The organism is Methanoculleus nereidis (assembly GCF_032944295.1).
Classification (GTDB): domain Archaea; phylum Halobacteriota; class Methanomicrobia; order Methanomicrobiales; family Methanoculleaceae; genus Methanoculleus; species Methanoculleus nereidis.
This window is the reverse complement of sequence record NZ_JABFFQ010000001.1, coordinates 406,753-430,974: the sequence shown is the minus strand read 5'-3', so window position 1 is coordinate 430,974 and position 24,222 is coordinate 406,753. Positions and strand designations below refer to the sequence as shown.

The 24,222-nt window shown below is 59.5% G+C and carries 26 protein-coding genes and 1 tRNA gene; 7 read left to right on the top strand and 20 right to left on the bottom strand.

Features of this window, described 5'->3' with window-relative positions:
* Positions 1 to 26: 26 nt before the first annotated feature.
* Positions 27 to 662, bottom strand: coding sequence for a response regulator (locus HL657_RS02435; RefSeq protein WP_317295245.1), 636 nt, complete (start codon positions 660 to 662; stop codon positions 27 to 29).
* Entirely contained in the window at positions 662 to 1,021 is a 360-nt protein-coding gene (locus tag HL657_RS02430) for a roadblock/LC7 domain-containing protein (RefSeq protein ID WP_317295244.1), read from the bottom strand. Before HL657_RS02430 ends, HL657_RS02435 begins: the two co-directional genes overlap by 1 nt.
* A 209-nt stretch (positions 1,022 to 1,230) precedes the next feature.
* Between HL657_RS02430 and HL657_RS13425 the strand changes: the two genes are divergently transcribed.
* From HL657_RS13425 to HL657_RS02410, 5 genes are all read left to right on the top strand, one after another.
* Positions 1,231 to 1,521: a helix-turn-helix domain-containing protein gene (locus HL657_RS13425; RefSeq protein WP_394804638.1), complete on the top strand. Its 291-nt coding sequence runs from the start codon at positions 1,231 to 1,233 to the stop codon at positions 1,519 to 1,521.
* A gap of 421 nt (positions 1,522 to 1,942) precedes the next feature.
* Entirely contained in the window at positions 1,943 to 2,728 is a 786-nt protein-coding gene (minD, locus tag HL657_RS02425) for a cell division ATPase MinD (protein WP_317295243.1), read from the top strand.
* A 74-nt stretch (positions 2,729 to 2,802) separates the two neighbouring features.
* Positions 2,803 to 2,928: a hypothetical protein gene (locus tag HL657_RS02420; RefSeq protein ID WP_317295242.1), complete on the top strand. Its 126-nt coding sequence runs from the start codon at positions 2,803 to 2,805 to the stop codon at positions 2,926 to 2,928.
* Positions 2,929 to 2,991: 63 nt separating this feature from the next.
* Positions 2,992 to 3,065 (top strand) — tRNA-Pro (locus HL657_RS02415).
* Positions 3,066 to 3,107: 42 nt separating this feature from the next.
* Positions 3,108 to 3,965, top strand: coding sequence for a damage-control phosphatase ARMT1 family protein (locus HL657_RS02410; protein ID WP_317295241.1), 858 nt, complete (start codon positions 3,108 to 3,110; stop codon positions 3,963 to 3,965).
* A gap of 738 nt (positions 3,966 to 4,703) precedes the next feature.
* On the opposite strand, the gene HL657_RS02405 is transcribed toward HL657_RS02410, so the two are convergent.
* The 14 genes from HL657_RS02405 to HL657_RS02340 form a co-directional block, all read right to left on the bottom strand.
* On the bottom strand, positions 4,704 to 5,918 hold the full coding sequence (locus HL657_RS02405; protein ID WP_394804637.1) for a phosphoglycerate kinase: 1,215 nt from the start codon (positions 5,916 to 5,918) through the stop codon (positions 4,704 to 4,706).
* 22 nt (positions 5,919 to 5,940) lie between these two features.
* Positions 5,941 to 6,567, bottom strand: a complete 627-nt coding sequence (locus HL657_RS02400) for a V-type ATP synthase subunit D (RefSeq protein ID WP_317295240.1) — start codon at positions 6,565 to 6,567, stop codon at positions 5,941 to 5,943.
* 6 nt (positions 6,568 to 6,573) lie between these two features.
* Positions 6,574 to 7,959 (bottom strand): ATP synthase subunit B, encoded by a 1,386-nt coding sequence (locus HL657_RS02395; protein WP_317295239.1) that lies wholly within the window; start codon positions 7,957 to 7,959, stop codon positions 6,574 to 6,576.
* A gap of 2 nt (positions 7,960 to 7,961) precedes the next feature.
* Positions 7,962 to 9,716, bottom strand: a complete 1,755-nt coding sequence (locus HL657_RS02390) for an ATP synthase subunit A (RefSeq protein WP_317295238.1) — start codon at positions 9,714 to 9,716, stop codon at positions 7,962 to 7,964.
* Positions 9,716 to 10,018, bottom strand: coding sequence for a V-type ATP synthase subunit F (locus HL657_RS02385; RefSeq protein ID WP_317295237.1), 303 nt, complete (start codon positions 10,016 to 10,018; stop codon positions 9,716 to 9,718). Before HL657_RS02385 ends, HL657_RS02390 begins: the two co-directional genes overlap by 1 nt.
* Position 10,019: 1 nt before the next feature.
* Positions 10,020 to 11,078: a V-type ATP synthase subunit C gene (locus HL657_RS02380; RefSeq protein ID WP_317295236.1), complete on the bottom strand. Its 1,059-nt coding sequence runs from the start codon at positions 11,076 to 11,078 to the stop codon at positions 10,020 to 10,022.
* 12 nt (positions 11,079 to 11,090) lie between these two features.
* Complete coding sequence (locus HL657_RS02375) at positions 11,091 to 11,669, bottom strand: V-type ATP synthase subunit E family protein (RefSeq protein WP_317295235.1); 579 nt, start codon at positions 11,667 to 11,669, stop codon at positions 11,091 to 11,093.
* Between the two features lie 11 nt (positions 11,670 to 11,680).
* Positions 11,681 to 11,938, bottom strand: a complete 258-nt coding sequence (locus HL657_RS02370) for an ATPase (RefSeq protein ID WP_317295234.1) — start codon at positions 11,936 to 11,938, stop codon at positions 11,681 to 11,683.
* A 4-nt stretch (positions 11,939 to 11,942) separates the two neighbouring features.
* Positions 11,943 to 13,886, bottom strand: coding sequence for a V-type ATP synthase subunit I (locus tag HL657_RS02365; RefSeq protein WP_317295233.1), 1,944 nt, complete (start codon positions 13,884 to 13,886; stop codon positions 11,943 to 11,945).
* Positions 13,873 to 14,202 (bottom strand): V-type ATPase subunit subunit G family protein, encoded by a 330-nt coding sequence (locus tag HL657_RS02360; RefSeq protein ID WP_317295232.1) that lies wholly within the window; start codon positions 14,200 to 14,202, stop codon positions 13,873 to 13,875. Before HL657_RS02360 ends, HL657_RS02365 begins: the two co-directional genes overlap by 14 nt.
* Positions 14,203 to 14,253: 51 nt before the next feature.
* Complete coding sequence (locus tag HL657_RS02355) at positions 14,254 to 14,790, bottom strand: alpha/beta hydrolase (protein ID WP_317295231.1); 537 nt, start codon at positions 14,788 to 14,790, stop codon at positions 14,254 to 14,256.
* Complete coding sequence (locus tag HL657_RS02350; protein WP_292367173.1) at positions 14,774 to 14,926, bottom strand: hypothetical protein; 153 nt, start codon at positions 14,924 to 14,926, stop codon at positions 14,774 to 14,776. Before HL657_RS02350 ends, HL657_RS02355 begins: the two co-directional genes overlap by 17 nt.
* A 68-nt stretch (positions 14,927 to 14,994) precedes the next feature.
* Entirely contained in the window at positions 14,995 to 16,932 is a 1,938-nt protein-coding gene (locus tag HL657_RS02345; RefSeq protein ID WP_317295230.1) for a type II secretion system F family protein, read from the bottom strand.
* On the bottom strand, positions 16,932 to 18,578 hold the full coding sequence (locus HL657_RS02340) for a type II/IV secretion system ATPase subunit (RefSeq protein ID WP_317295229.1): 1,647 nt from the start codon (positions 18,576 to 18,578) through the stop codon (positions 16,932 to 16,934). The genes HL657_RS02345 and HL657_RS02340 overlap by 1 nt, the downstream gene beginning before the upstream one ends.
* A 277-nt stretch (positions 18,579 to 18,855) precedes the next feature.
* Between HL657_RS02340 and HL657_RS02335 the strand changes: the two genes are divergently transcribed.
* Together HL657_RS02335 and HL657_RS02330 are read left to right on the top strand one after the other, a co-directional pair.
* Positions 18,856 to 19,692 carry an RAD55 family ATPase gene (locus HL657_RS02335; RefSeq protein ID WP_317295228.1) on the top strand — a complete coding sequence of 279 codons (837 nt, stop codon included), beginning with the start codon at positions 18,856 to 18,858 and terminating at the stop codon, positions 19,690 to 19,692.
* Positions 19,689 to 20,384: a KaiC domain-containing protein gene (locus HL657_RS02330; RefSeq protein ID WP_317295227.1), complete on the top strand. Its 696-nt coding sequence runs from the start codon at positions 19,689 to 19,691 to the stop codon at positions 20,382 to 20,384. The genes HL657_RS02335 and HL657_RS02330 overlap by 4 nt, the downstream gene beginning before the upstream one ends.
* 82 nt (positions 20,385 to 20,466) lie before the next feature.
* Here the strand turns inward: HL657_RS02330 and HL657_RS02325 are convergent, their stop codons facing one another.
* The 4 genes from HL657_RS02325 to HL657_RS02310 all read right to left on the bottom strand — a co-directional run bounded on the left by HL657_RS02325 (position 20,467) and on the right by HL657_RS02310 (position 24,217).
* Entirely contained in the window at positions 20,467 to 21,093 is a 627-nt protein-coding gene (locus HL657_RS02325; RefSeq protein ID WP_317295226.1) for a hypothetical protein, read from the bottom strand.
* 242 nt (positions 21,094 to 21,335) lie between these two features.
* Positions 21,336 to 21,599 carry a pro-sigmaK processing inhibitor BofA family protein gene (locus tag HL657_RS02320; RefSeq protein WP_317295225.1) on the bottom strand — a complete coding sequence of 88 codons (264 nt, stop codon included), beginning with the start codon at positions 21,597 to 21,599 and terminating at the stop codon, positions 21,336 to 21,338.
* The gene (locus HL657_RS02315) at positions 21,600 to 22,892 is read right to left on the bottom strand and encodes a TldD/PmbA family protein (protein ID WP_317295224.1); all 1,293 of its coding nucleotides are present in this window, start codon (positions 22,890 to 22,892) and stop codon (positions 21,600 to 21,602) included. It abuts the gene before it with no gap.
* The gene (locus tag HL657_RS02310) at positions 22,889 to 24,217 is read right to left on the bottom strand and encodes a TldD/PmbA family protein (protein WP_317295223.1); all 1,329 of its coding nucleotides are present in this window, start codon (positions 24,215 to 24,217) and stop codon (positions 22,889 to 22,891) included. The genes HL657_RS02315 and HL657_RS02310 overlap by 4 nt, the downstream gene beginning before the upstream one ends.
* Positions 24,218 to 24,222: the final 5 nt, after the last annotated feature.

The following is a 24,222-nucleotide window of genomic DNA, read 5'->3' as shown; positions in this document are numbered from 1 at the left end:
GAGCTGAAAAGCAAGGGGCAAAACCCTCAACGTGTCGTGAAGAGCTCTTCAAACTGGGTCCGGACCTGATTCAGGCGCTCTTCCTGGAGTTTGATGCTCGCCGCCATACTCTTTATAGCTCTCGTGATGTCCTCACCCATTCCCGCCCGGGCATCCTTGATGCTGTAGGTGGTCTCCAGAATCTTCAGGAGGCGCCTGTTGATATCGACGCTTTTTGAAAGGCGTTCGTATTCGTCGACAATCTGGGGATCAACGCCGGCCTCGCGCGCCCGCTCAATGTCGGCGGTTATCGAGTGCCGGCGTGCCAGCACGTGCTCGATGGCCTCGTAGAGCTGGTGGTGGGTGGTGGGTTTGAGGATATAGTCCTCGATGTAGGTGCCGTATTCGTTGGCTTCCTCCGGGGTGAGAGGTTTCGCGGTCAGCATGAGGACGGGGATATTCTGTGTCGCAGGGCTATCCTTGATTTTCTCGAGCGTCTCCCAACCATCCATCGGCTCCATCATAATATCCAGAAGGACCAGGTCCGGGGGGGTCGCATTCAGGACCTTCAGACACTCTTCGCCACTATAGGCGGTGATTGGCCGATAGCCACCACGCTCCAGCATGGTAACGAAAACGTCGACGATCATGGGGCTATCGTCGACAACCAGTATTGTGTACATCATGCCTCCTCTCCGATCCTGACTGCTATATCCAGCAACTCTCTCTGTACTGTTGAGAGATTTGCAGACTTATCTATTACCGCTGTGATCAGGGCGGCCTCCCCAACACCCACAATGAGAATTGTAGCGTCGGTTGCGGTGATAATGACCATAGACGGTCGCTCTATATTGGCGCTGCCGCAAGCTGCCTCCGCCGATGCAAGGACCGTGGCGCACGTCGCTGCAAAAAGAGACGACGAAGCACCTCCCTCCCGGAAGTACTTGCCCATTATTGTGCCCTCACTGGAGACGAGAGCGCATGCAGTGACACCGGCGACTGACCGAATCTCATCGATGTGTCCCTGGGCATTCTCTTCCATGAAGGAATGACTACTCATTCGATTAACCCCCGGTTTATCTCATTGAGATATCTGCGTCGCATCATATATGAATATCGAATCGATATTAAAGCAAATATCGATTCAATATTGCTTTAGGATCAATACAGGGCTAATCCCCGCCACTTCACTGGCCGGATACAGCTCGTCCACTGATACAGTTATGGGTTGTCCCTACCGATGTTCTCATTGTGCCTAAAGCGTATCGCTATCGACTCCGTCCAACGAGATTTCACGTCTCCAGGCTGGAGCGGACGTTGGAGATCTGCCGGTGGACCTATAACGAGACGCTCGCATTACGAAAGAACGCATGGGAGCAGGAAGGGCGTTCAATCTCGTGCCAAGAGTCGAAACGCCAGATCCCTCTCTGGAAGAAAGAGCACTCCAAACCCTCCACAGTCTATTCTCAGGTCTTGCAGGATGTCTCCATGCGGGTGTATCTTGCCTTAAGTCTTCTTCCGGCAGGTGAAGACCTGGAATGATCGCCATAAAGACGCTCTCAGATCGCGTTCACTCCTGCCCGCACTGTGGGTTGGTGATGGATTGCGACCAGAACACACCGATCAATAGTATGCGATCGGGATTGCAACTTCAGGGATAACATCCCTGGATGCCCCCGACGAGAGGAGGGGAGCAGTCACTCTTGCTCCTACCTTGAATTCTGGCATGCCTGGCAACGGATTTCTCCCCGGCATCGGAAGGTACTGCCGCTACAGAGCAGGCAGCCTTTGCAGCAGCCGCAGGGAACCAAATTGCGGGCAGAAATTCGGGAGCCCACATGCCCATTTTTCAAGATAACGACCACATGAAGGCGCTAAAAACGCATTTAAGTCAGGCAGGAGAAGGGGACAAACAAATAAATTTAAATTCAACGACTACTATCTATCCTTGAGACGGTTTTAGATGATCAGGGCCTATACCATCGCCTCTGGAAAAGGGGGAACCGGGAAGACGACCGTCACCGCAAACCTGGGAGCAGCGTTGGCCCAACACGGCCGGAAGACCTGCATCGTAGATATGGACATGGGTATGGCCAACCTGGCGCTGGTGCTGGGGCTCGCTGAGACACCGGTAACGCTCCACGAAGTCCTGGCAGGGGAGGCGCCGATCCGCGATGCGATATACGAGGGGCCTTACGGCCTCAAAATCGTTCCGAGCGGCCTCTCACTCCGAGGATTCCAGAACGCGGACCCTGAACGGCTCAAAGATGTAATGCGAGATCTCACCGAACGCTGCGACTTCCTGCTCCTGGATGCGCCTGCCGGCATCAGCACCGATGCCGTCGTGCCCCTCACCATGGCAGACGAGGTCCTGCTGGTTGTGAACCCCGAGATTGCCTCGCTCGTGGATGCTCTAAAGATCAAGATCCTGACGGAGACGATCGGCGGCGCCATCGGTGGGGCTATTATCAACCGAGCAGACGGGGAGAACTTCGACGTGAACCGGAAACAGATCGAGAAGATGCTCGGCGTGTCGGTCATCGATACGATCCCGGAAGATGCAAACGTGCGAAGGGCAGCAGCGGCAAGGACACTGGTCGTCGTGAAATCACCAGGATCCGGATCATCAAAAGCGTTCCGAAGAATTGCAGCCTCTTTAGCGGGCTTCCCTGTGGAGGAGGAGCCGCAGGAGGTGCAGGACGGGTTTATTGAGCGGCTTGCCCGCGCACTATTCAGGAGAGAACCATGATGACTGATATGAATGCAATCATGATAGTCTTGCTCTCGGTAACCATCATTTGCCTGCTGTTTATTATGTACGTGATGTACGTGCGCATCCAGCAGCTCCTCAGGGAGGTTGACGCATTGTCAGGCAGGATGGAGATCACCGGCAGCGAACTGGAGCAGTTGACACGAAGCGTCGAGGAATATAAGAATATGCGGGGATAGGTGTTCTAACTCGCCTCCACAAAGCGAAGATATATGTGTGATTCAAACACATAGTATGAGGGAGGGGCCATAGGGTAGCCTGGCCATCCTAGGAGACTGGGGGTCTTCTGACCTGCGTTCAAATCGCAGTGGCCCCATTAGACCATTTTTTCTCTTTCCCTGACATAGTTATCTGCAGCATGAGATTGAATCAGGGCTGCACGGATTGCCTGATAAGCCGGGTTGAGTACGAGAGTCGGCTTTGTATCGACGATCCGATGCGTGTCGCCGAAATCGTCGATGCGTGCCGGGACCTCCTTGGGCGCATCATCGCCGACCCGGTGCCCGCACCAGTCATCGCGAGCCAGGTACACCGGCTCGCCTACCGGATGATCGGCGACGACGACCCCTACCGATCATTGAAGAGAGGCAACAACGAGGACGCAGCGGCGGTTTGCCGGAAGGTGCGCGGCGATCTTTCGACGTTCCACGATCTGGCGCTGGCATCGGTCATCGGCAACACGCTGGACTACGGTTCGAAGGCGCATACCGTCACCGATAACTTCGTCGAGTTCTTCCGCCGGGAGTTTGCGGCGGGGCTGAGCGTCGACGACACAGAAGCGATAGAGGCGCTCACCTCCCGGGTAGTCTACCTCGCCGACAACTGCGGGGAGATCGTCTTTGACACCCTTCTCGCGGATCACCTCAAGAAGACCGGATCGCATGTCACGTTCGCCGTCCGGGGCGCGCCGATCTTAAACGACGCGACGATAGAGGATGCCGTGGCGCTCGGGCTCGACCGCAGGGTCGACCTGCTCACCGGCACGACGGACGGCATTGCCGAGCTCGGCCTCAACCGGGAGCTCGCTCCGCCTCCCCTTGCCGATGCCCTTGACCGTGCAACGCTCGTCATCGCCAAGGGTATGGCCAACTACGAGTCACTCTCCGATGAACGTGACCTTCCGCCCGTGGCTTTCCTGATGTCGGTCAAGTGCGGCCCGATCGGCGCGGATATCGGCATTCCGGTCGGTTCCCGGGTTGCTCTCCTCCGCGAATGACTCCGGCAGGCGGGTGCGAACGGCAGCCCGGGGGGCGCGGGTACCGGGGTTTCCCCCGGATACATCGTCTGACAACCAGCACCACATATAAGCATGATGGTCAAAATTTACCAGAATCTAAGCCAATCTCTCGGTTAAACAGAATTTTTTAGAATTTTATTTCGTATTTCGACCAATATATTAACCCAGATATTTATTGGAAAATATTATATAATGAGCACTATAGATATTGGATCGGGGAAAGACCACACCCAGCAACCACCAGTTTACTCAATTCCAGTCAGCAATCACCACACCCTACAACACCCACACACCTTACCGAAGACACAGGGTTCGGTCAGGAGCAGGCCTGGGCATACGGCGCTCCTGCACCAGTGTTCAGCGATCACAACGAAATTACACCGGGCCATGAAATCTTCGGGTGTGGCCCCCCACCTCATTCCATAAGGCCAAACCCCACCTCATTTTTCCCATCACCCGGCTGGCAAGCAGCCAGAGCAGCGCCGGTATACCGGGCACGCCATCGGTGCGGCACAGGCTTTGCTGTCCGGCGTGAAGCAACTGTGGAGCAGAGCTGATGCACTCCTGACGGTGCTCAAGCTCCGGACGTTGTCCATCGCACTCCCCGGCCCAGCGCAACTCGTACCCTGGTGGTGCTCCAGCTCTGACGACCCATCGCAACTCAAAGACCTTCGGTCATCTCAAGCTCCTGCCCTACCAGGCAGTCGCACCGTGCCCTCACCCGAAGATTTTCCGGGATATCTCCAGCGCTTCGATGGCGGGCATCTTCTTCCCGGTCAGGAACTCAATGGCCGCCCCTCCGCCGGTGGAGATGTGGGTGAACCGATCCTCGATACCGAGCCGCTCGATGGCCGCGCCGGAATGCCCGCCGCCCACCACCGAGAACTCCACGGTGGATGCCGCCCTCAAGAGCTCGAAGGTGCCGACGGCGAACTGCTCCTCCTCGAAGAGCCCCGCCGGACCGTTCACCACGACCGTTCCCGAGCCCGAGATCGTCCCGGTGAGGCTCTCGATCGAATCGCTCCCGAGATCCAGCACCTGGGCGTCCTCCGGGACGGCGTTCAGGGGGTACTCGACCCGCTCGCCGTCTTCGCGGACGGCGACCGAGTGCGGCAGAGAGAGCCGATCGGCGTAGGATTCCAGGAGGGCTTTCGCCTTATCGATCTCAGCCCGGTAGCCGAGGTCGTCGATCAGCCGGGCCGACGGAAGCCCGATCTCGTAGCCCGCCGCAAGCAGGAAGACGTTTCCGACCACGCCGACGACGATCACGCGGTCGGCCGTTCCCCGCTCAAGGACGTTCTCTGCGACCGCGATCGAGTCGTCCACCTTCGTCCCGCCGAGCACGAAGGTGACGGGACGCGGGGCGCCGGAAAAGACCCGGGAGAGGTTCGCAACCTCCTTCTCCATCAGGAGGCCGGCCACCGATGGGAGCACGAGCGGCAGCCCCACGATTGATGGCTGCGACCGGTGTGCTGTGCCGAACGCATCGTTGACGTACAGGTCAGCCATTGACGCCAGCCTCCGGACAAGGAGAGTCTTCTTCGCATCCTCGGGCTTTAAGGTCAGGTTCTCCTCGGCGGCAAACCGGAGATTCTCGAGCATCAGGACGTCCCCGCGCTTCGCACCCCGGATGGCATCCCGGGCGCACCGCCCGAAGATGTCCTCCACATACGTCACCGGACGGCCGAGCAGCCGCTCCAGTTTCGCCGCATGCGCCTCAAGCGTCGTGAAATCCTTCTTGCCGGGCCTGCTCTGGTGCGTGAGGATGACAAGCCGCGCGTCCTCGAGTGCCTGCACCGTCGGCAGGTGTTCCCGGAACCGTTTGTCGTCCAGGATCTGGTTTGAGGAGGGATCGATGGGCGAGTTGAAATCAACCCGCAGCATCACCGTTCCCGTCAGTTTCCCAGCATCAGCGAGCGTACCGATCTCCACCGGGTATCACCAGTCTCTCTCTTCAGGTGCTCCGTGCCTTAATCTTTTTCAGGCGGAAGAGCTCCTCACGTTCCATCTCATCGAGCCGCATCTTGATAAAGTCTCTGGCCTCGGAGAGTTCCGGGATCACCTTGAACTCGAGCGCGTTCACGCGCCGCTTGGTGCTCTCGATCTCGTCGAGGAGTCGCTTCATGGTCGTCTCGATCTCGGCGGCCTCGATGATGGCCTCGAGCAGATCCTCGAACGCCTCCGCGGTCTCGTCGATGACGGCAGAGGTACCGAGCATCCCGTAACCGCGGTCGAGGACGCCCTTCCGGACGGAAGACGCCTGGATCTCCGGGACGACGACGCCCATGATGTTCTTGCTCTTTAAGGAGATCGCGGGGACGTCCGCCGTCGAAAAGGCGGCGGCCTTCACCCCGATCGCACCCTCGACGGTCTCCGCAAGGGCGATCATCTCCATCGCACGTTCGTAGCGCTCCAGCAGTGCGCCGCGGCTGTCTTTCGCCTGCTGCAGCACCTTGAAGAACTCCAGGATCAGCCCATCGCGCTTCATCTTGAGGATGTTATAGCCGCGCTCCGATAGCTTGATCCTCCGCTTGATGTTGATCAGCTCCGAACGCGTCGGCTTGATATCTCGTAGCGCCATGGACGTTTACCCCTGTGCCTTCTTCCGGTACTTCGGGTGGTACTTCTGGATCAGTTCGCGGTCGATACGGACGAGCTGCTCTTCGGGCAGCGTCGAGAGGAGTTCCCAGCCGAGGTCGAGCGTCTCCTCGATCGACCGGTCCTCATACAGGCCCTGCCTGACGAAGCGGTCTTCGAAGAGATCTGCGAACTCTAGGAACATCCGGTCGCGCTCCGAAAGCGCGTCCTTGCCGACGATGGCGACCAGGCCGCGGAGGTCGTTGCCCTCCGCGTACGCCGCGTAGAGCTGGTCCGAGACCTTCTTGTGGTCCTCGCGGGTGTGACCCTCGCCGATACCGAGGTTCATCAGACGCGACAGCGAGGGCAGCACGTTGATCGGCGGGTAGATACCCTTCCGGTGCAGATCACGGTTGACCACGATCTGTCCTTCGGTGATGTAGCCGGTCAGGTCCGGGATCGGGTGGGTGATATCGTCACCCGGCATCGTCAGGATCGGGATCTGAGTCACCGAGCCCTTGACGCCCTTGATGATACCGGCACGCTCGTAGATGCTCGCAAGGTCCGTGTACATGTAGCCGGGGTAACCGCGCCGCCCGGGCACTTCTTCACGGGCCGCGCCGATCTGGCGGAGCGCCTCGCAGTAGTTGGTCATATCCGTCAGGATGACCAGCACGTGGTAGCCGAGGTCGAACGCCAGGTACTCGGCGGTGGTGAGCGCAAGACGCGGCGTGATCGTCCGCTCGACGGCCGGGTCGTCCGCAAGGTTTAAGAAGACGACCGAACGCTCGAGAGCGCCCGTCTTCTCGAAGTCGGCCATGAAGTAGTTGGCCTCTTCCCGGGTGATACCCATGGCCGCAAAGACCACGGCGAACTCTTCGGTCGAACCGGGCACCTTTGCCTGCCGTGCGATCTGAAGCGCCACGTCGTTGTGGGGCAGACCCGATGCCGAGAAGATCGGGAGTTTCTGGCCGCGGACGAGAGTGTTCGTCCCGTCGATCGTCGAGATACCCGTCTGGATGAAATCCTCAGGCGAGGAGCGGGCGTAGGGATTGATGGCCGCACCGGTGATCTCGAGCCTCTTCTCGGGCACGATCTCCGGACCGCCGTCGATCGGCTTGCCGCCGCCGGAGAGGATACGCCCGAGCATGTCCTTTCCGACCGGCATCTTGATCGTTTCGCCGGTGAACCGGATGCCCGAGTCCCTGCCGATGCCTGCGGTGGTCTCGAAGACCTGGACGACCACGATCTCGTCGCTCGTATCCAGCACCTGGCCGCGCTTGACCGTGCCGTCGGCGGTCACGATGTTGACGAGTTCGCTGTAGCCGACCGGCTCCGTCTTCTCGACGAAGACCAGCGGCCCTGCAATCTGTGCAACCGTTCTGTATTCCTTCATGGTCACACCGCCCTCATCGCGTCAAATTCAGCTTCCATATCCTTCATGATCTTCGCAAGTTCGGGCTCGTAGTCCTTGATGAACTTGATCTGCGGAAGCTCGTTCTTGCTCTTGATGCTGATGACCTGCTGCGGGGTCGCACCGCCCGTCTGGGCGGTACGCGCGAGGTCGGCGTAGTGCTTGATCGCCTTCATCATGTCGTACTGCTTGGACATCGGGCAGAACGTATCCACCGCATCGTAGGCGTTCTGCTGCAGGAAGATCTCGCGGATCATCCTCGCCACCTCGATGGTGACCTGCTCCTCGTCGGGCAGGGCGTCGGAACCGACCAGCTGAACGATCTCCTGGAGTTCGGCCTCCTTCTGGAGGACGCCCATCGCCCACGCCCGGAGCGGGTTCCACTCGGGCGAGACCTCTTTGTCGTACCACTCGTTGAGCGAGTCCAGATAGAGCGAGTAGGAGTTCAGCCAGTTGATGGCCGGGAAATGCCGGCGCTGGGAGAGCTTCGCGTCCAGTGCCCAGAAGACCTTGACGATACGCAGGGTGTTCTGGGTGACCGGCTCGGAGAAGTCACCGCCGGGCGGCGAGACCGCACCGATGACCGATACGGAACCGCCCTCCCCGTTCAGGGTGATGACACGGCCCGCACGCTCGTAGAACTCCGAGAGGCGTGCCGCAAGGTACGCGGGGTAGCCTTCCTCACCGGGCATCTCCTCGAGACGGCTCGAGATCTCACGCATAGCCTCCGCCCACCGGGAGGTGGAGTCAGCCATCAGCGAGACGTCGTAGCCCATGTCTCTGAAGTACTCGGCGATCGTGACACCCGTATACACGGACGCTTCACGAGCCGCGACAGGCATGTTCGAGGTGTTCGCGATCAGCACCGTCCGCTCCATCAGCGGCTTGCCGGTCTTGGGGTCCTCCAGTTCCGGGAACTCGGTCAGAACCTCAGTCATCTCGTTGCCGCGCTCGCCGCAGCCGATGTAAACGACGATCTCGGCGTCCGACCACTTCGCAAGCTGCTGCTGGGTGACCGTCTTGCCGCTCCCGAACGGGCCGGGGATGGCCGCCGTTCCACCCTTCGCGATGGGGAAGAGACCGTCCAGGATACGCTGACCGGTGATCAGCGGGATGTCCGGGTTCAGTTTCTGCGTCACCGGGCGGGGCACACGAACCGGCCAGCGCTGGAGCATCGCGATCTCGGTGCCGTCCTCAAGGACGCAGACGGTCTCGTCGACCGTGAAGCTGCCGCCCGAGATCTTCTTGATCTTGCCGCCCTTCGCTTTGGGCGGAACCATGACCTTATGGACGATGTTCGTCTCCTGGACCGTGCCGAGGACATCGCCGGCTTTGACTTCGTCGCCGGCTTTCACCGTGGGAACGAACTCCCACTTCTTCTCGTGGGAGAGGCCGGGAGCCGAGACGCCGCGCTCGATGAAGTTGCCCATCTTGTCCACGAGCACCTCGAGCGGCCGCTGGATCCCGTCGTAGATACTGGTCAGCAGACCGGGCCCGAGCTCCACTGCGAGCGACAGACCGGTATTCTCCACCGGCTCACCGGGCCTGATGCCGGCGGTATCTTCGTAGACCTGGATGATGATGTTCTCACCCTGGATCTTGATGACCTCCCCCATCAGTTCTTCATTGCCGACCTTCACCACGTCGTACATGTGTGCGTCGAGACCGACAGCAGTGACGACCGGCCCTGAAATCCGCTTCAGGACTCCCTGAGCCCTGTTTTCTTTTCCTTTTTCCATTACTTCCACAGATCAACACCCACCGATCTCTTGATTCTCTCTCTCATCGTCAGGCCGCCCTCTTCTCCGCCGATGGCGATCACCGTCGGCTTAACGGAGTTCTCGAGGGTGGTGCGAAGCCGCAGGGGGATCCGCTCCATGTCACTCCCTTTCAGGACGAGAATGCCGACGTCTTTGTCATCCAGCACCTGGTTGATCTGCTCGACCAGCCGCTCGTCGGTCTCGGCCACGTAGGTTTTTCTGACGCCCGCGAGCCGAAAGCCGAGGATGAACTCACCGGTACCGACAATTGCGATCTCCATTCTACATCACCAGGTAGCCCTGTAATCGCTCACCGGGGAGGCCGGCTTCCTTGCCCCGGGCGAGGGCGCGAAGGTTCGCGACCTCATACTTCTTCTCCTCCAGATAGACGATGACGGGCAGAACCGAGAACGGGTACCGCTTCGACATCCGCTCCATCTGATCCAGCTGAACCCGGGTCAACGCAACCTCAATCTCGTGGATGGCGCTCTTGCCCCGGATCGCCTCGAGCGTGTTTAAGAGCGGGACCGTCCTCACTCGCTTCTTTAAGCCGTCGATGAATTCATCCCGGTCCTCAAGTGCTGAGAGTCGCTGCAGTTCCTCCACCGAGAACGAGCCGCCGGGGATCATCAGTTCCCGCACGTCCTCAAGGACGTGCCCGGCCCGGAGGCGGAAGAGGTTCTGGATGTTCCGGGTGTCAATCTCGAGCTCGATGTACTTCAGGAATATATTCCCGCCCTTGACGCCCTCCTTCGCGTCGGCGATGAGCCGTGCGTAGTAGCCCTTGTAGAGTTCGTTCTCCAGGTGGGCGAACGATCCGGTCTCCATCGCATGGGGGAGCTCCTTCTCGAGGGTCGGGTAGAACCGCTCGCCCCTGAGTGCCTCGACGACCCGTTCCGGCGACTCTTCAGCGAGAAGACGGTCGAGAGCGACCTTGTCCAGCCTGCCGGCCGGTATCAGGACTTCCTTGATCTTACCCGGCTGCAGCCCCTGCATCTTGCCGCGCAGGATGGTGACGACGTTCTGGATATCCCATCGGCGCAGGTAACTGATGGTGAAATACTTCAGTTCCCCGGGCACAAGTTCCAGGATGCTCTGATACTCCTTGGCGAGGTTCCAGCTCAGGGCCACCTCGACGAGGTTGATCCCGGAGAAGGAGGTGCCGAGTTCATCGATCTCGGACCGGTAGTTGGTCTCGCCGATGAACCGGGTGATCTCAGGCAGGCTCATATTCAGCATCCGGAGATAATCTTCTCGCGGTATCAGCAGTGATCTACGCACCCGCATGCGGGTACAGGCGTAGATGTAGTTGGTTGCCAATCCGCTACCTACCCCTGCCATATATGAACCTCCTCACGCAAACAGGATATCTGACGCATCCTTCAGGGCGGATTCCCAGACTTCGTCCAGGAACGTGCCGTAGCTGTAATCGATCTGCAGCTCGCCGTCGTTGCTCTCGATGATGACACCGCCGGAGATCTCAGCTGGATCGCCGACCGTGTAGCCGGAGAGGGATTTTGTCTCACCGAGAATCTTCTCGACAACAGGGATATCCCGTTCGTTTGCGTGCACGACACCCTTCTTGATCTCCTTTGCCGCTCTCTTCAACAGGTCTGTGAGCGCCTTCTCGTGGAACTCTGCAGGCAGATCACCGACAGCAGCGAGCGAGGCCGAATAGACCTGATCGAGGAGCGTCTTCTGGGCGTTTAAGACCTGTCGCTTGACGACGAGGTTCGCCGCCGAGGCTTCCTGATTGGTGATGTGGGTGGCCGCCCGGTCCGCCTCCTCTTCAGCCGAGAGTTTGATCTCGGCGGCGCGGGCCTGTGCGTCCTTCAGGATCTCTTCGACTTCGGCACGGGTCTCTGCCCGGACCGCCTCGACCTCCTTTCGCCCTTTCTCCCGGATCTCGTTGACGACTGCTTCGAGTCCCATGGTTCACTCCATCAGAACAGAAGCAGCAGTGCAACCACAAGACCGAAGATGACAATGGTTTCGGGAATTACCGTAAGGAGCAGCACCAGACCGAATACGTCACGGTTCTCTGCCGTCGCTCCGACGGCTGCAGAACCGATTGCCATCTCTGCAATACCGGATGCAATGCCGGTCAGACCGACTGCGAGGCCTGCGCCGATTGCCTTCATTCCCAACTGCGATGCCTGGATCATTTCAAGAGTCAGTTCTGCTGTGCCAAAATCTACCATTTTCTTATTCCTCCGTAAACTTTGATTTCATTCCGAATGGGTTGTACTTTATGCCTCCACCTTTGTAGAACTTGGTGAAGAACTCAACATAGTGAAGACGAAGTGAGTGCAGACCGCCTCCAAGGAGGCCGAGTGCCGTGTTCAGCGCGTGCCCCATAAAGAGGACGAGAACACCAAAGATGATGAGGATCACACCGACCGGGGTGATCGCTTCAAGCTGGGGCTGTATCAGCAAGCCGATCGCGATGAAGTTAATCACCATCGCTATGGCGACCGATGATAAGCCCACCGCCATCAGACGGGCGTAGGACAATACGTGACTGATGATCGTCGGAAGTTCGACCAGTTCAAGCGGGTTCTCCTGCGCAATACCGATGACACCTGCCACCAGGACGACGACGCCGACTGCGATGGCGACAGGGAAGCCTGTCAGGTCGGGCATCATCGGCATGGGGAATAATGACCAGATCAAGATAAGGATACCCCACATCGTCCCGAGCCAGCCGGCATTGGCGATTAACGCCTTTGTCGCGTGCTTCCCGTGGTAGAGCTTCCGGGCATTGATCATGCCGAGGATACGCCCGAGCGTGATGTGCAGGATACCAATCCAGATCACAAGGAGCATGAGCTCGACGACCTGGGGGCCGTGACCGTGCACTTCCGTTCCGATGTTGAGGTGGCGGGAATAGATCATTGCATCCCACGGGAGCGCGAACCCAAAGAACTCGCTGTAGAGTATGCCAAAGACAATGCTTGAGATGCTTGCGTAACTGAGCACCTTGAGGAGCATCCTTCCTTCGTCGCCTTTCAGGAACTTCCGCAGCCCGAGGCTCAGGGCGAGCAGGATTGCTCCGTAACCCACGTCACCGAGGATCAACCCGAAGAAGATGGGAAACACAAAGGCTACCATCAGTGTCGGGTCGAGTTCGGAATATCGGGGCCGTGCGTAAAGGTCCATGAGCACCTGTGTCGGGGATGCGACCGTCGGGTTCTCGTACTCCACCGGAACCCTGGCAGCGTCATCGATCTCCAGTTCTTCGATATAGATCCTGCCGTTGGTCGCTTTCTCCAGCGCCTGGCGGATCCTGTCCGCCCGGTCGTCAGGCACCCAGCCTTCGGTAATGAAGGTCTCCTCTGTGGTAGCAAATCGTAATGGGGCTTGCGCCCGCTCTACGTCAGCCGTGAGTAGTTCATCACATGCTACCAGGAAATCGGTGTGCCTCTCCCGGATACGCGCAATCTCCCTGTTGACCTCAGCTATCTCGGTGCTGGCGCTCTGGACTTCGGCAAGATGGACCTTCTGATTGTCGACCGGAGACCCGGTCCCTTCCGGGACGGGGATAGCCTGGAACCCGGCATCGAGAAGAGTCCGCTCGACCTGCTCGCGGTACTCGTTCTGCACCACGACGACGATCATGTTGCCGTCCACCCTGTCGGAAAAATATTTCTCATGGGGGACGTCGACGGAAACGTCGCGCGCGATATGACCGGTAAAAACGGTGAACCGCGTGTACCCGTGGTAAAGATCCAGATCCAGGGGGACTGCCGCGAACGGTTCGAGTTCTTTCGCGCGCTGCTCACGCTCCTTCTGCCGCGCCTCCAGTCTGGAGCGCGTTGCGACGAGGCCTTTCACCTCCTCGAGGATAGCAGGAAGATCCGTACGGATCATCTCACTGACCTTCGAAGCAGGAAGTTTCTCTTTGACTTCGACGCTATCCGGGTTTATCCCGCACGCGCTTTCAATGGCTCTGACATCGTTGAGCGCCGAGGCCACATCGCTCGCCCCGGGAAGCGGGTGGCCGATCGACAGCGCTTCAGCGGACTCGCTCTCCGGCACGAAGTCTTCAATGTGATAGACGTTGTGGCGGTAGAGTTCTCCGATGATGGTATCGATCTCACCCTGCGGGGCCGCGATGAGCAGCCGGCGCATCCGTTCAGGCCTTAACATGCAGCTGCTCCTTAAATCGTGTAACAATAAAGTCTACAGCTTCTGCAAGGTTCTTGTTCCCCGTTGCTTTCAGCGCCTCTGCGCGCGCTTCACCCTCCCTGACAATCTCTTCGTACCTGCTCTGCGCCTGGGCCCGTGCCTCTGCTAAGCGCTGATTCCTGTGCTCCGCGGCATCCTTCTGTGCCTTGAGGACCAGGTTCTCAGCCTCTAGCTCGGCATCCGAGAGGCTCTTCTTCCTCTCCGCCTGCGCATCACGGATCATTGCCTGATACTCTTCTTCAGTTTCCCTGATGCTTTTCAGGACATCGGTCTTCATCAAACCCTCCTTCTCACGGCGTATGAATATTTGATGAAATTGAGCATATATTTATTGTTGTTTGTCCGCTGAGGTTTTTTCCACATCCAGATGTATTATTTTCACACCGAGAGGAAGATTTTTCATCGTAATGCCCCCGGGAACCCCGGCAAGCGAGAGCCCCGAAAACTCCGCCGATGAACAGAGCAGGTGCTGCTCGGGGTGGGTTCCCCGGCGGATATCGCAGGCGAAGAGGATCTCCGGGGCGACCGAGACGACCATCGATAACCGTTTCGAGCCGGGGTGATCTTTAGGAAGGACTACGAGCGGGATGTGGTAGCGCCGGACCAGCTCAAGCATCATGCGTGCCTGCTCGATGGGGCCGCCTTCCGGCATGGAGACGGCAACCAGATCGTCAGGGTCGACCCCCTGGCAGTACTCGTCGTCAGGGGTCTCGATGCAAAGTGTAAACCGGCAGCTGGCTTTTGCAACAAGTAGAAAAGAACGTTCTCCCTGGATAAGGAGGGGTTCATCGCCGAGGGGTATGGTCGCAACACCCGACCCGGCAGAGGAAAACCCCGAAGCGCCGCCTTCAGACTTCTTCGACATCTTCCGACTGGCAGCTCGGGCACATGGGCCGCTTGCCGATACCCTTGAACTTCTCGCCGCATTCTTTGCAGCGGTAGTTTGTGCCCTTCACACGCTCATTGAACTCGATATCGACTGGTCCACCGACTGTGCACATCTGGCATCACCAGGAAAGAGATAGCGGGCAGAGGATAAAACCCTATCGTGGCCATCCAAAAGGCAGGGCTACAGAAGGATGGTGAAGATCACAAACGCAATAAAGACCATCACAGCCGCGTGTTTGACCCCCGCCCGGATCGAGCCCTCTCCCATCTCCCCGGCGATCAGGCCGGAGAAGAGTGCCTGGATGAGGCAAGCGTGGAAGAGGAGACGCTTGAACGTCACGATGGCAGTGTCCCCAAACGACATCGAGCCAGGCATGTACCCTGTCGTCGTAACGTCGACCGTGGCCAGCACGGAGAGGAACTGGGCGTCGATAACCGCCACGACAAATATAAAGACGGTGCACACCAGGTAGACGATGATGACGTAGATGAACATCTCGCCCCGCCTCTCGCGTTTGAGGGTCTCCGACATCGCGACGTCGCGGGCCGCGATGTCCAGAACATCGCCGATGCTTCCGGTCATCTGGCCCGCTGTCGTGATCAGGGTGACGGCCCGGGCAATGGTGGGGGTCTGTACCCGTTCCTCGAACCGTACAAGCGCATCCCGGACAGTCGCACCCCACTCGATGTCGCGCTTGATCTTTTTGATCTCGTAGGATAACACCCCGAGATCAGCCTTCACGAGAATCGTTATCGCCTGCGCGAGCGTCAGACCCACCTGATTTATCCCGGAAAGACGGTTCAGGAACTCAGGGATAGAAGCCTCGATCGCCATTGCCCTCTTCTGCCAGAACAGGTGGGATATGCCGAAAGGGGCAAGGACGAACAGCAACGCTATGATGAGGTGGTCATCGATGACGTCGATCATCACCTCGATATCGGAGTAGGCCGGGGTACTGAGGACGGCGAGGATGACATAAGCAAGCGCAACCGGCACCGTCACATAGAACGTCCGGTTCGGTTCGATAAGAAATGCTTGAAGTGGGTGGCGCAGAAAGGTTCGAAGGTTGCGGATCCGGTCGTAGTGCGCAAGCTGCCGGATGAGCGGTTCGTCGCCGGGCCGTTCCTCAACCCGGACGTCGCCAAACTCGTGAAGCCAGCGTTCCTCGATGCATCGCTCTATCCCCTCGGTCTTGATCGAGATTGCGTCGACGAAGAGGATAAAGAAGAGCGAGCCAACCGGGACCAGGAGGTAGATGACGACCGAGAGTTGCATAACGGGCGTGCTGCTCACGAAACCCATAACGATCATGACAATGATGAGGAAGAGCGGTCCGGCGACGAAGAGCGTCACATAGGCTTCGGCCACCAGCTGGAGTGTGGAGAGGAAGGTCATCTGCTCAAACCGGGCATCCTCCTGGTAGGTGCGTACCCGGGTATCGAGAAAGGCGAGCAGGTCACCCCCGCTCTCGACCACGGAGACAAGATCCTGTACGAACTCACGCAGTTTATCTGACGGAGTTGTCTCCTGCAGGTGCCGAAGCGCCGTGAGCACATCGTAGCCGAAGTAGTCGGCGTCCCGGACGGCACGCCGGAACTCCAGGGCTGCTTCCCCGTAGACTGCTGGGTTTGCGCTTATTGAGCGGAAGACCGCCATAATTTCCGCGCCACCCTGGCGCATGGCATACATGTAGGCGACGGCGTGGTGGATCAGGAGGTTAATCCGGATCGCCCGGTTCTTCTTCACCAGAGACGGGTACCACAGGAAGAAGGCATGGATCATGTAGGCAGCAAGGACGAAGATGAATATGCTTGCAACAACCTGCAGAATAACGAGTGTCGGATCCGTCAGCATGGACGCCGGCAGGTGGAGGGAGAAGACATTGTAAACCCTGGTGCCCACCTGTGGGAGAACAAAAAGCCGCATTGCGAGGAACGCCGCAACCGCCCAGAAGGTGCCGAAGAGCCCGGAGACGGTGAACACCCGCAGGAGGTAGCCGTCAAGGGTGACTCCCAGGTTCGCCGCAACGAGATCTTCACGGAGATGCCGGTAGCGTATGGGGTCGCGCTGCACCAGCCGACGGACGAGGCGGTAAGCGTGTGCACGGCCGGGCAGCATCACCGGATCAACCTGCCGAGGTCGTCGAGGGAGGCAAGCACCCGATCCCGCTCGGTAGTGAAGGCCTGAATGATGCGGGCGACCGCCCTGTAGTCCCTGATACCCTGCTCACGCATCGCGAGAAGGACGCTTTGCCGGATCCGCAACTCTTCCTCCAACTGGACCCGGCTCCACCCGCGATACGCCATGATCTCAGTGAAGATCCGGGAACGCCCCGAGAAGGTGAAGGTGTCGGGCACGGGGTTGTACTCATAGACCGTGTTCACCTGGATGTTGCCGGTAAGCGAGTCGATCCCGGCAAGCTCGACGATCTCCCGGCACCGCCTGACATGGTCGCGCCCCCGGTGAGTGAGCGACTGGACAGATATGATGTCCAGTGCCTGGAGCATGCTTCTTGGCACGTTGAGCGGTTCATTCTCCAGACGGTGGATCGCCGCGTCGACCCCGCCGGCATGCATGGTGGAGAACGTCGTATGCCCGGTGCTCATCGCCTGGAAGAGGGTTTGGGCCTCGCTTCCCCGAACCTCGCCGACCAGGATGTACTCAGGACGCTGTCGCATGGCAGCCTTGAGGAGATCAAACATCCCGATGGAATTGGTGCCGGGCCCTTCGGATACCGTCTCGCGCGTGACGGTCGCAACCCAGTTCTCATGGTAGAGCGTGATCTCACGGGTGTCCTCGATGGAGACGATCTTTGAGAGCGGCGGGATGAAAAGGGCGACAGCGTTGAGGGATGTAGTCTTCCCCGACGCGGTGCCGCCGATAAAGAGCAGGCTTTTGTTGTTCTCGATCGCTATCCAGAAGTAGACGAGCTGGTCGACGTCGAAGGTGTTCGTCTCCATCAGTTCGACGGGCGTGAACGGCTCCTCCCGGAACTTCCTGATCGTGAACGAGGTGCCCCGGGTAGTGACTTCGTTGCCGAACGTCAGTTGCAGCCTCGAGCCATCAGGAAGGGTCGCGTCCACGAGTGGACTTCCTATAGAGACATGCTTGCCCGAACGCTGGGCGAGCGTGATCGCAAATGAGTTTAAAGCCTCCTCGTCAAAGAGGATGTTTGTCTTGATGTTCTGGTGCTCCCGGTGATACAGGAAAAGGGGGACGTTTGTCCCATCACAGGAGATATCTTCGATCAGGGGATCGTTTATCAGCGCATCGATGCGCGACCAACCGAGGAAGTTGCGCCCGAGGAAATAACGGAGCCGAAAGATCGAGGCATCGGTGAGTGTGAGGCCGTACTCCACGAGCAACTCCTGCATCTTCCTGGCGAGAACCTTCCGGCGATCGGATGTCAGGTCGTGATCTTCAAGGATCAGGGTGTCGCGGAGGTCTTCAAAGAGCCGTTCCAGGAGTTCGTACTCGAAATCCGAGAGCACAGGCTCGAAGAGAAGGTACTCTGGCTGGTTCGTCTGCACATTTCGGGTGATTATAGCGAGCGAGAGGCCTTCGGCGATCCAGTAGCGATCAAGTTCCTCGTAGCCCGGAGGGACCTTCGCTTCCACCAGGGGGCCATGCATTGCGGGGTCGTACTCACCTGCAGCTGCGCCGTCCTTCCAGGAGAGGAGAAGACGGCCTAGAAAACCGGGCAGGCCTGATCGCTTCGCGGCGGGAGGGTTACGATCTGCCGGCAGATCGCTGCCCGGTGTCATTGCAGCACCCGCACAGGAAACGTGCCCGTCGTGCACACCACCTGCATCACGGGATCCCTGACGATATCTCTCATATTCACCGTGACCAACGTTTTTAACCCGGGATTCGAAGACGAAGCGCAATTCCCGGGAGTTGCTTGAGTCAATAGGAGATGTGGAGGACTTGCTTATAAAATCTGCTTTTTTAACGAGGGATGCCAATTGGACCTCCGAAATCCATGAATGCCGCACAGAACCAGAATATTTTAATCGTTCTCCCTATATACGATGTGTATCTATGCACGATCGCCTCGAGTTACGGATGCCGACGGGCATCAACTCCCTCGATCCCGTACTGGAAGGGGGTATCCCACCGGGGTCAGCGGTGCTGCTCCTCGGAGAGCATGGCGCCGGCAACGTCGAATTTGTGCAGACCTCGCTCATACAGCTCTCCCTGATGAAGCGGAGCGGGGCGGGCGGGGAGCACCTTCTGCTCCCGGAGAGCATCTCGTACGTAACGTTCACCCGTATGCGGGAGGATATCCTGAAAGAGATAGCGCTTTCATTCAATCCGGACCTCTACGATCGACTTGGGGAGGAGATAGTCTTTTACGACCTCTCGGAACTCTACTTCGATGCCAGCATCGTCCCTCCGGACTGGTACGGGGAAGGAAGCGTCGTCGAACGTCTGCAGAAGAAGCAACGCAAGGAGAACGATGACATCCTTGCGGAACTCGCCCGGGTGGTTGGTGGATGCGCGAAGAACAGCCTGATCGTCCTGGATTCGCTGACCGATATTGCACCGTCACTGATGGAAGGGGATCAGCGGCATGCATTTATCGCCTTCCTGCGCGGGCTGCAGCGAACAGCAAAACGCCGGAACACCACGATCTATCTTCTGCTCACCTCCGGGATCCTGGATCAGTCATGGGAACTTGAGATCGTCGACTGCGTCGACGCCACGATCTTCTTCCGCTGGGAGGAGGGGGGTGCACAGCGCCGGCAACGGGTTATGCACTTTGAGAAGTTCCGGGGCGTGATGCCTCGCCTCGAGGATAAGGATCTGGTGAAGTTCGCGCTCTCGATTTCAGCATCAGGCGGGTTTGAAGTGCGCAACATACGGGTGGTAGTATGACGATGCGTCGGGTGAAGTTCGGAGTCGAAGGGCTGGATGCGATGCTCTTAGGGGGACTTCTTGAGAGGAGCATCTGCGCGCTCGTCGGCACCTATGGCACCGGGAAAACGACGTTTGGCCTCCAGTTCGCATACGAGGGACTCCGCCAGGGGGAGAAAGTGATCTATATCAGTCTCGAAGAACGCGAGGAACTCCTCCGTGCCACCATGGCACAGAAAGGCTGGGATACGGAGGCGTTCAGCGACCGGTTCTACCTGCTCAAGCTGGACCCAACCGACTTTAATCTCGCAATCAGCAGCATCAAGAGCGAGCTCCCCGCCCTCATCAAGAGCACCGGAGCCTCCAGGGTGATCATCGACCCGATATCCCTCTTCGAGGGACTCTTCGAGGACGCGTCCGACCGGCGGCGGGAGATGTTCAGGCTCATTGAAGTGATGCGGGATGAGGACTGCACCCTGGCGCTGACGAGCGAGACCGACGTGGCAAATCCGGACGGGAGCAAGTACGGCCTCGTTGAGTATCTGGCGGATACGGTGATCCTCCTTCGCTATATCCGCTCTCCAGGACTCACCGAAGTACACCTGGCCCTTGAGGTCGTGAAGATGCGTCGTTCGGCCCATTCACGGGAGATCAAACCGTTTGAGATACTCCAGGACCAGATAATGGTTTACTCGGAGGCAAGTTTGTTCTAAATGCGACGCTTCGCAGAACCAGATCTCGAAAAAGTTACGCAGCAATTTTTTGGTCAGCGACGCCTGCCCTTCCGGACAGGCTTTACGCCCTCGAAATGTCGCTCCGACCGGGTGCCCCCTTCTTCCGCATCCTCTGCCACCGCTTGAGGACGAATGCCGCAACGACAAGGGCGAAGAGCGCATTGAAAAGCACCCATATGATCGGCTCCTGGAAATCGGTTCCGATCAGGTTTCCGTGCACGACGGCAAAGAGGAGGACGACATACATCAGGCCGTGAGCCCACCGCCAGTACTTCGGGATATACTTCCGGAACAGCACGCCGGCGAACGCGATGTAGAGGAGGTAGAGCGCGGGCCGGCCTGCGAGTGCCCAGAACCTCCCCCAGGGAGAGAAGATGGGGATGAATATGGCAGGATTCATCGCGCCTATGGCAAGGGTCACCGGGTGCAGCGTAGGGAGGAGAAGCCCGATGGCGGCGAAGGTATGGTGCACCGCGAGAAACGGCCTGCCGAAGACCTTCATGATCTCCCGGAGGAACGGTGTCATAATAGCTGCAATGGCGAGAGCCAGGAAACCCCACAGAGCGAGAAGGCGCGCTACGACATTGAACGGATCTCCATAAGGCGCGGTCAGCACCACTGCAGCAACACCCGCATACAGGGCCAGGATGACGGCTGCAAGAAGCGCACCCGCCCGGGGCAGAGGCATGGTTCCAGAGAACTCACAGCAGGGGATAAGGGTTTCGCCCCGGATTTACCATCCGCCGCTCTTCGCGTGAGGTGTATCGCTATCCTTACGGGGCTTCTACCAGCCCTGTCTTTGAGATGGTCTCACGCGAAGGCGCAAAGGACGCGAAATGGACGATCGACACCTGTGTGGACTTCGCGATTTCGCGGCTTCGCGTGAGTTGACGGAGGGTATCAAAAAGCAAGAAGTGGTCGAAAACCCTCTCAGATCGCAATCCCCACAAGGTGAAGCAGGACCAGAACCAGGGCACCCGGAAGTCCTCCGAGGGCGCAGATGAGGATCGTCACCAGGTTGATCTGGATGTCGGGAGCACCGAACCAGCTGAGAACGTCGAAGTAATTCAGGAGCCAGAGCGTGATGAGGCCGGCGATGGCGTTGATGACGAGCGTCATGGCCTTCTTCATGAGGTAGTAGAGCGCCGCGGCTATCGCGACCGCGAGAAGGATGGCAAGGATCTCTTCCATCATCTATTTACCAATGATCTGCTGGTTATTTAACCGTATTGATGGAATCGTCAGCCGTCCGACGCGTCTTGTATCTTTTCCGAGCCCCCCGATCTCCCGAAGCATCTCAAAGACGTTCCCGGAGAGCATCGCCGTACGGATGGGCTCGACGAGATCCCCACCCTCCATCCAGAAGGGATTGGAGATCTCCACCGAGAAGTCGCCGGAGAACGGGTTCGCGGTATGGGCGCCCACGACGTCGTGGATCCAGACCGCCCGCTCGTCGCCGGGCTCTTTCGCCCGCGGGCCGTCGACGAAGAGGTTGTGTACGCCGATCCCGGGCGGCTCGCCCCCGGAGCGGACGGCGCTCCCCGTGCTTCCCTCGCCGTAGCGGTAGCCGGTCTTGAGGTCGTAGGCGAACCGGCCAAGCACCCCCTGCTCCACGAAGACCTGGCGCCGGGTCGGGATCCCCTCCGCGTCCCAGGTGGTGCTCCCGAGGCCGGGAGCAAACGGGTCGTCGTAAACGGAGAGCGATCCGTCAAAGACTTGCTCGCCGAGTTTGTCCGCGAGGAACGATCGGCCGGCTTTCACGTTCCGCCCGGAGAGGGCCGGGAGGAGAACATGGCCAAGAATGCTTGCGGCCGCAACCGGGGAGAGGACGACGTCGTAACGCCCGGTCGCGATATCCCGCCCCGATAGAGAGCGTGCGGCAAGCGAGGCCGCCTGTTCCCCGACCGACCGGGCGTCAATATCGGCACGGAACGGGGAGGCATCGAATTCATAGCCCGTGGACTGCTCCCGGATTGCTTCGAGGGATACCGCCGCCACCGTCCGGTTCATGCCGTAGAGGACACCGCTCGTGTTTGCGACCATGAGGTACGACCGGGCGAGGTTCGCGCCCCCGCCGACGACCTCCACCGGGTGCTCCGCGGCACCGGAAAGGAGGTCCGCGACCATCCCCGCCGCATCCTCCACCGCGACGACCAGGTCGCCGTCCGATGAGGATGCGGTGCTTGTTAGATTTGCCGGTTTCGGGAATCCTCCCCACTGCTGTGGGGTGGCAAGTCCACCGCTCGCGAGCGCCGCATCCAGGCACTCCTTCCACCGGTCGGGATCGCCGGTGCTCGAGAACCCTATCCGACCGTCTTTGACGGTCCGGATAGCCATGCTCCAGGCCTCCGACTCCTCGGCGGTGCCGATGATGCCCTTCTTGATCTCGGTGCTGACGCTCTCTCCCCGGGCGTAGAAGACCTCGACCTCGTCGGCCCGGCGCTCGCCCTCCCGGAGAATCCTCTCGATCAGGTCTTCGCCGTTCATTCGCCCCGCCCCCCGATGGTTGCGTTCTCGAGCAGGAGATGGGGCGCGCCGTCGCTGACCGGCACGCTCTGTCCACCTTTGCCGCAGTAGCCCGGGCTCATCTTCCGGTCGTTCCCGACGAGAGCGATGTTGTGGAGCGTCGAAAGGATCTCACCCGAGAGCGAGACGTCCCTGACCATATCGGTCGTCTCGCCGCCCTCAATCAGGTAGCCGTACTCCGCGTTGAACTGGAAGACGCCGCGGCCGGGGTCGACCTGGCCGCCCCTTGATCCGATCAGCAGGATGCCGTCCTTGCACTCGGAGAGAATCTCATCGTACATCGCATTGCCATTCTCGATGAAGGTGTTGCTCATCCGGACGATCGGCGGCGCCCCGTGCTCGGCGCGGGCGTGGCCCCCGATGCCGTTCCCGACCGCTGCGAGGGTCTCCCGGTTGTGGAGGTAGGAGGTGAGGATGCCGTCGCGGATGATCTCGGTTCGCTGCACCGCGACACCCTCGGCGTCCACGGGGATGAACCCGAACTCATGAAGCGTCGGGTCGTCCACGATGACCAGCCCCTCGCACCCGATCCGCTCGCCGATCCTGCCCCCGAGTACCGATGCACCCTCGCGGACGAGGTCACCCTCGCTCGCGTGGCCGACCGCCTCGTGGGTGAAGACGCCGGCGAGCTCCGGGTCGAGCACGGCCCGTTTCGTCCCGCCTTTCGGGAGCTTCGCGTCGAGCAGGGAGACCGCGACCTCGCCTGCCTTCCGGCCGAGGTCCTGTTTGCCCCGGAGGTTGAACCCGGTGGTGATGTGGTCGCGTTCGCTCCCCATCTGCATCACGCCGTTTCTGGACGCGATGGCGACGACCGAGAACCCGGACCGGACGGCCTCGTAAGAGTACTCGTTTTCACTCGAATCCAGGAACCGGACCGCATCGATCCCCTCGGTGTAGCGGGCGCGGGTGTTTCCCACCCCGGCAACCCGTGCCGCAGCTTCGATCCCGGCAAGCAGCCGGGTCTTCTCCTCGAGGTCGACGTCCCGGGGGTCTTCCCCGAGGGGCGGGACGGGGAGCACGCCCCGCGGCGCATCGGCAAGGTCGAGGTGGTCCTGTGTGACCGCAGCGAGGCGTGCCGCCGCTTCGACGAGGGTATTTACCTCACGCTTCGAATCGATATCGACGTGGTCGCGGGTGAGGATACCCCAGCCTTTCGGCCCGAGCACCCGGATCACGGCTTTGTCAAAAAATGAGGTGCCTGCGGACTCGATCACCCCGTTGTCGATATCGACAAGGGTGGTCTCGCCCCGTACGCACCTGATGTCGTAGTATCTTACATCAGCCATAGGCT

Coding starts and splice junctions, on each gene's coding strand:
- HL657_RS02435 (WP_317295245.1), bottom strand. CDS start 662: ATGTACACAATACTGGTTGTCGACGATAGCCCCATGATCGTCGACGTT.
- HL657_RS02430 (WP_317295244.1), bottom strand. CDS start 1,021: ATGGAAGAGAATGCCCAGGGACACATCGATGAGATTCGGTCAGTCGCC.
- minD (WP_317295243.1), top strand. CDS start 1,943: ATGATCAGGGCCTATACCATCGCCTCTGGAAAAGGGGGAACCGGGAAG.
- HL657_RS02420 (WP_317295242.1), top strand. CDS start 2,803: ATGTACGTGCGCATCCAGCAGCTCCTCAGGGAGGTTGACGCATTGTCA.
- HL657_RS02410 (WP_317295241.1), top strand. CDS start 3,108: ATGAGATTGAATCAGGGCTGCACGGATTGCCTGATAAGCCGGGTTGAG.
- HL657_RS02400 (WP_317295240.1), bottom strand. CDS start 6,567: ATGGCGCTACGAGATATCAAGCCGACGCGTTCGGAGCTGATCAACATC.
- HL657_RS02395 (WP_317295239.1), bottom strand. CDS start 7,959: ATGAAGGAATACAGAACGGTTGCACAGATTGCAGGGCCGCTGGTCTTC.
- HL657_RS02390 (WP_317295238.1), bottom strand. CDS start 9,716: ATGGAAAAAGGAAAAGAAAACAGGGCTCAGGGAGTCCTGAAGCGGATT.
- HL657_RS02385 (WP_317295237.1), bottom strand. CDS start 10,018: ATGGAGATCGCAATTGTCGGTACCGGTGAGTTCATCCTCGGCTTTCGG.
- HL657_RS02380 (WP_317295236.1), bottom strand. CDS start 11,078: ATGGCAGGGGTAGGTAGCGGATTGGCAACCAACTACATCTACGCCTGT.
- HL657_RS02375 (WP_317295235.1), bottom strand. CDS start 11,669: ATGGGACTCGAAGCAGTCGTCAACGAGATCCGGGAGAAAGGGCGAAAG.
- HL657_RS02370 (WP_317295234.1), bottom strand. CDS start 11,938: ATGGTAGATTTTGGCACAGCAGAACTGACTCTTGAAATGATCCAGGCA.
- HL657_RS02365 (WP_317295233.1), bottom strand. CDS start 13,886: ATGTTAAGGCCTGAACGGATGCGCCGGCTGCTCATCGCGGCCCCGCAG.
- HL657_RS02360 (WP_317295232.1), bottom strand. CDS start 14,202: ATGAAGACCGATGTCCTGAAAAGCATCAGGGAAACTGAAGAAGAGTAT.
- HL657_RS02355 (WP_317295231.1), bottom strand. CDS start 14,790: ATGTCGAAGAAGTCTGAAGGCGGCGCTTCGGGGTTTTCCTCTGCCGGG.
- HL657_RS02350 (WP_292367173.1), bottom strand. CDS start 14,926: ATGTGCACAGTCGGTGGACCAGTCGATATCGAGTTCAATGAGCGTGTG.
- HL657_RS02345 (WP_317295230.1), bottom strand. CDS start 16,932: ATGCTGCCCGGCCGTGCACACGCTTACCGCCTCGTCCGTCGGCTGGTG.
- HL657_RS02340 (WP_317295229.1), bottom strand. CDS start 18,578: ATGACACCGGGCAGCGATCTGCCGGCAGATCGTAACCCTCCCGCCGCG.
- HL657_RS02335 (WP_317295228.1), top strand. CDS start 18,856: ATGCACGATCGCCTCGAGTTACGGATGCCGACGGGCATCAACTCCCTC.
- HL657_RS02330 (WP_317295227.1), top strand. CDS start 19,689: ATGACGATGCGTCGGGTGAAGTTCGGAGTCGAAGGGCTGGATGCGATG.
- HL657_RS02325 (WP_317295226.1), bottom strand. CDS start 21,093: ATGCCTCTGCCCCGGGCGGGTGCGCTTCTTGCAGCCGTCATCCTGGCC.
- HL657_RS02320 (WP_317295225.1), bottom strand. CDS start 21,599: ATGATGGAAGAGATCCTTGCCATCCTTCTCGCGGTCGCGATAGCCGCG.
- HL657_RS02315 (WP_317295224.1), bottom strand. CDS start 22,892: ATGAACGGCGAAGACCTGATCGAGAGGATTCTCCGGGAGGGCGAGCGC.
- HL657_RS02310 (WP_317295223.1), bottom strand. CDS start 24,217: ATGGCTGATGTAAGATACTACGACATCAGGTGCGTACGGGGCGAGACC.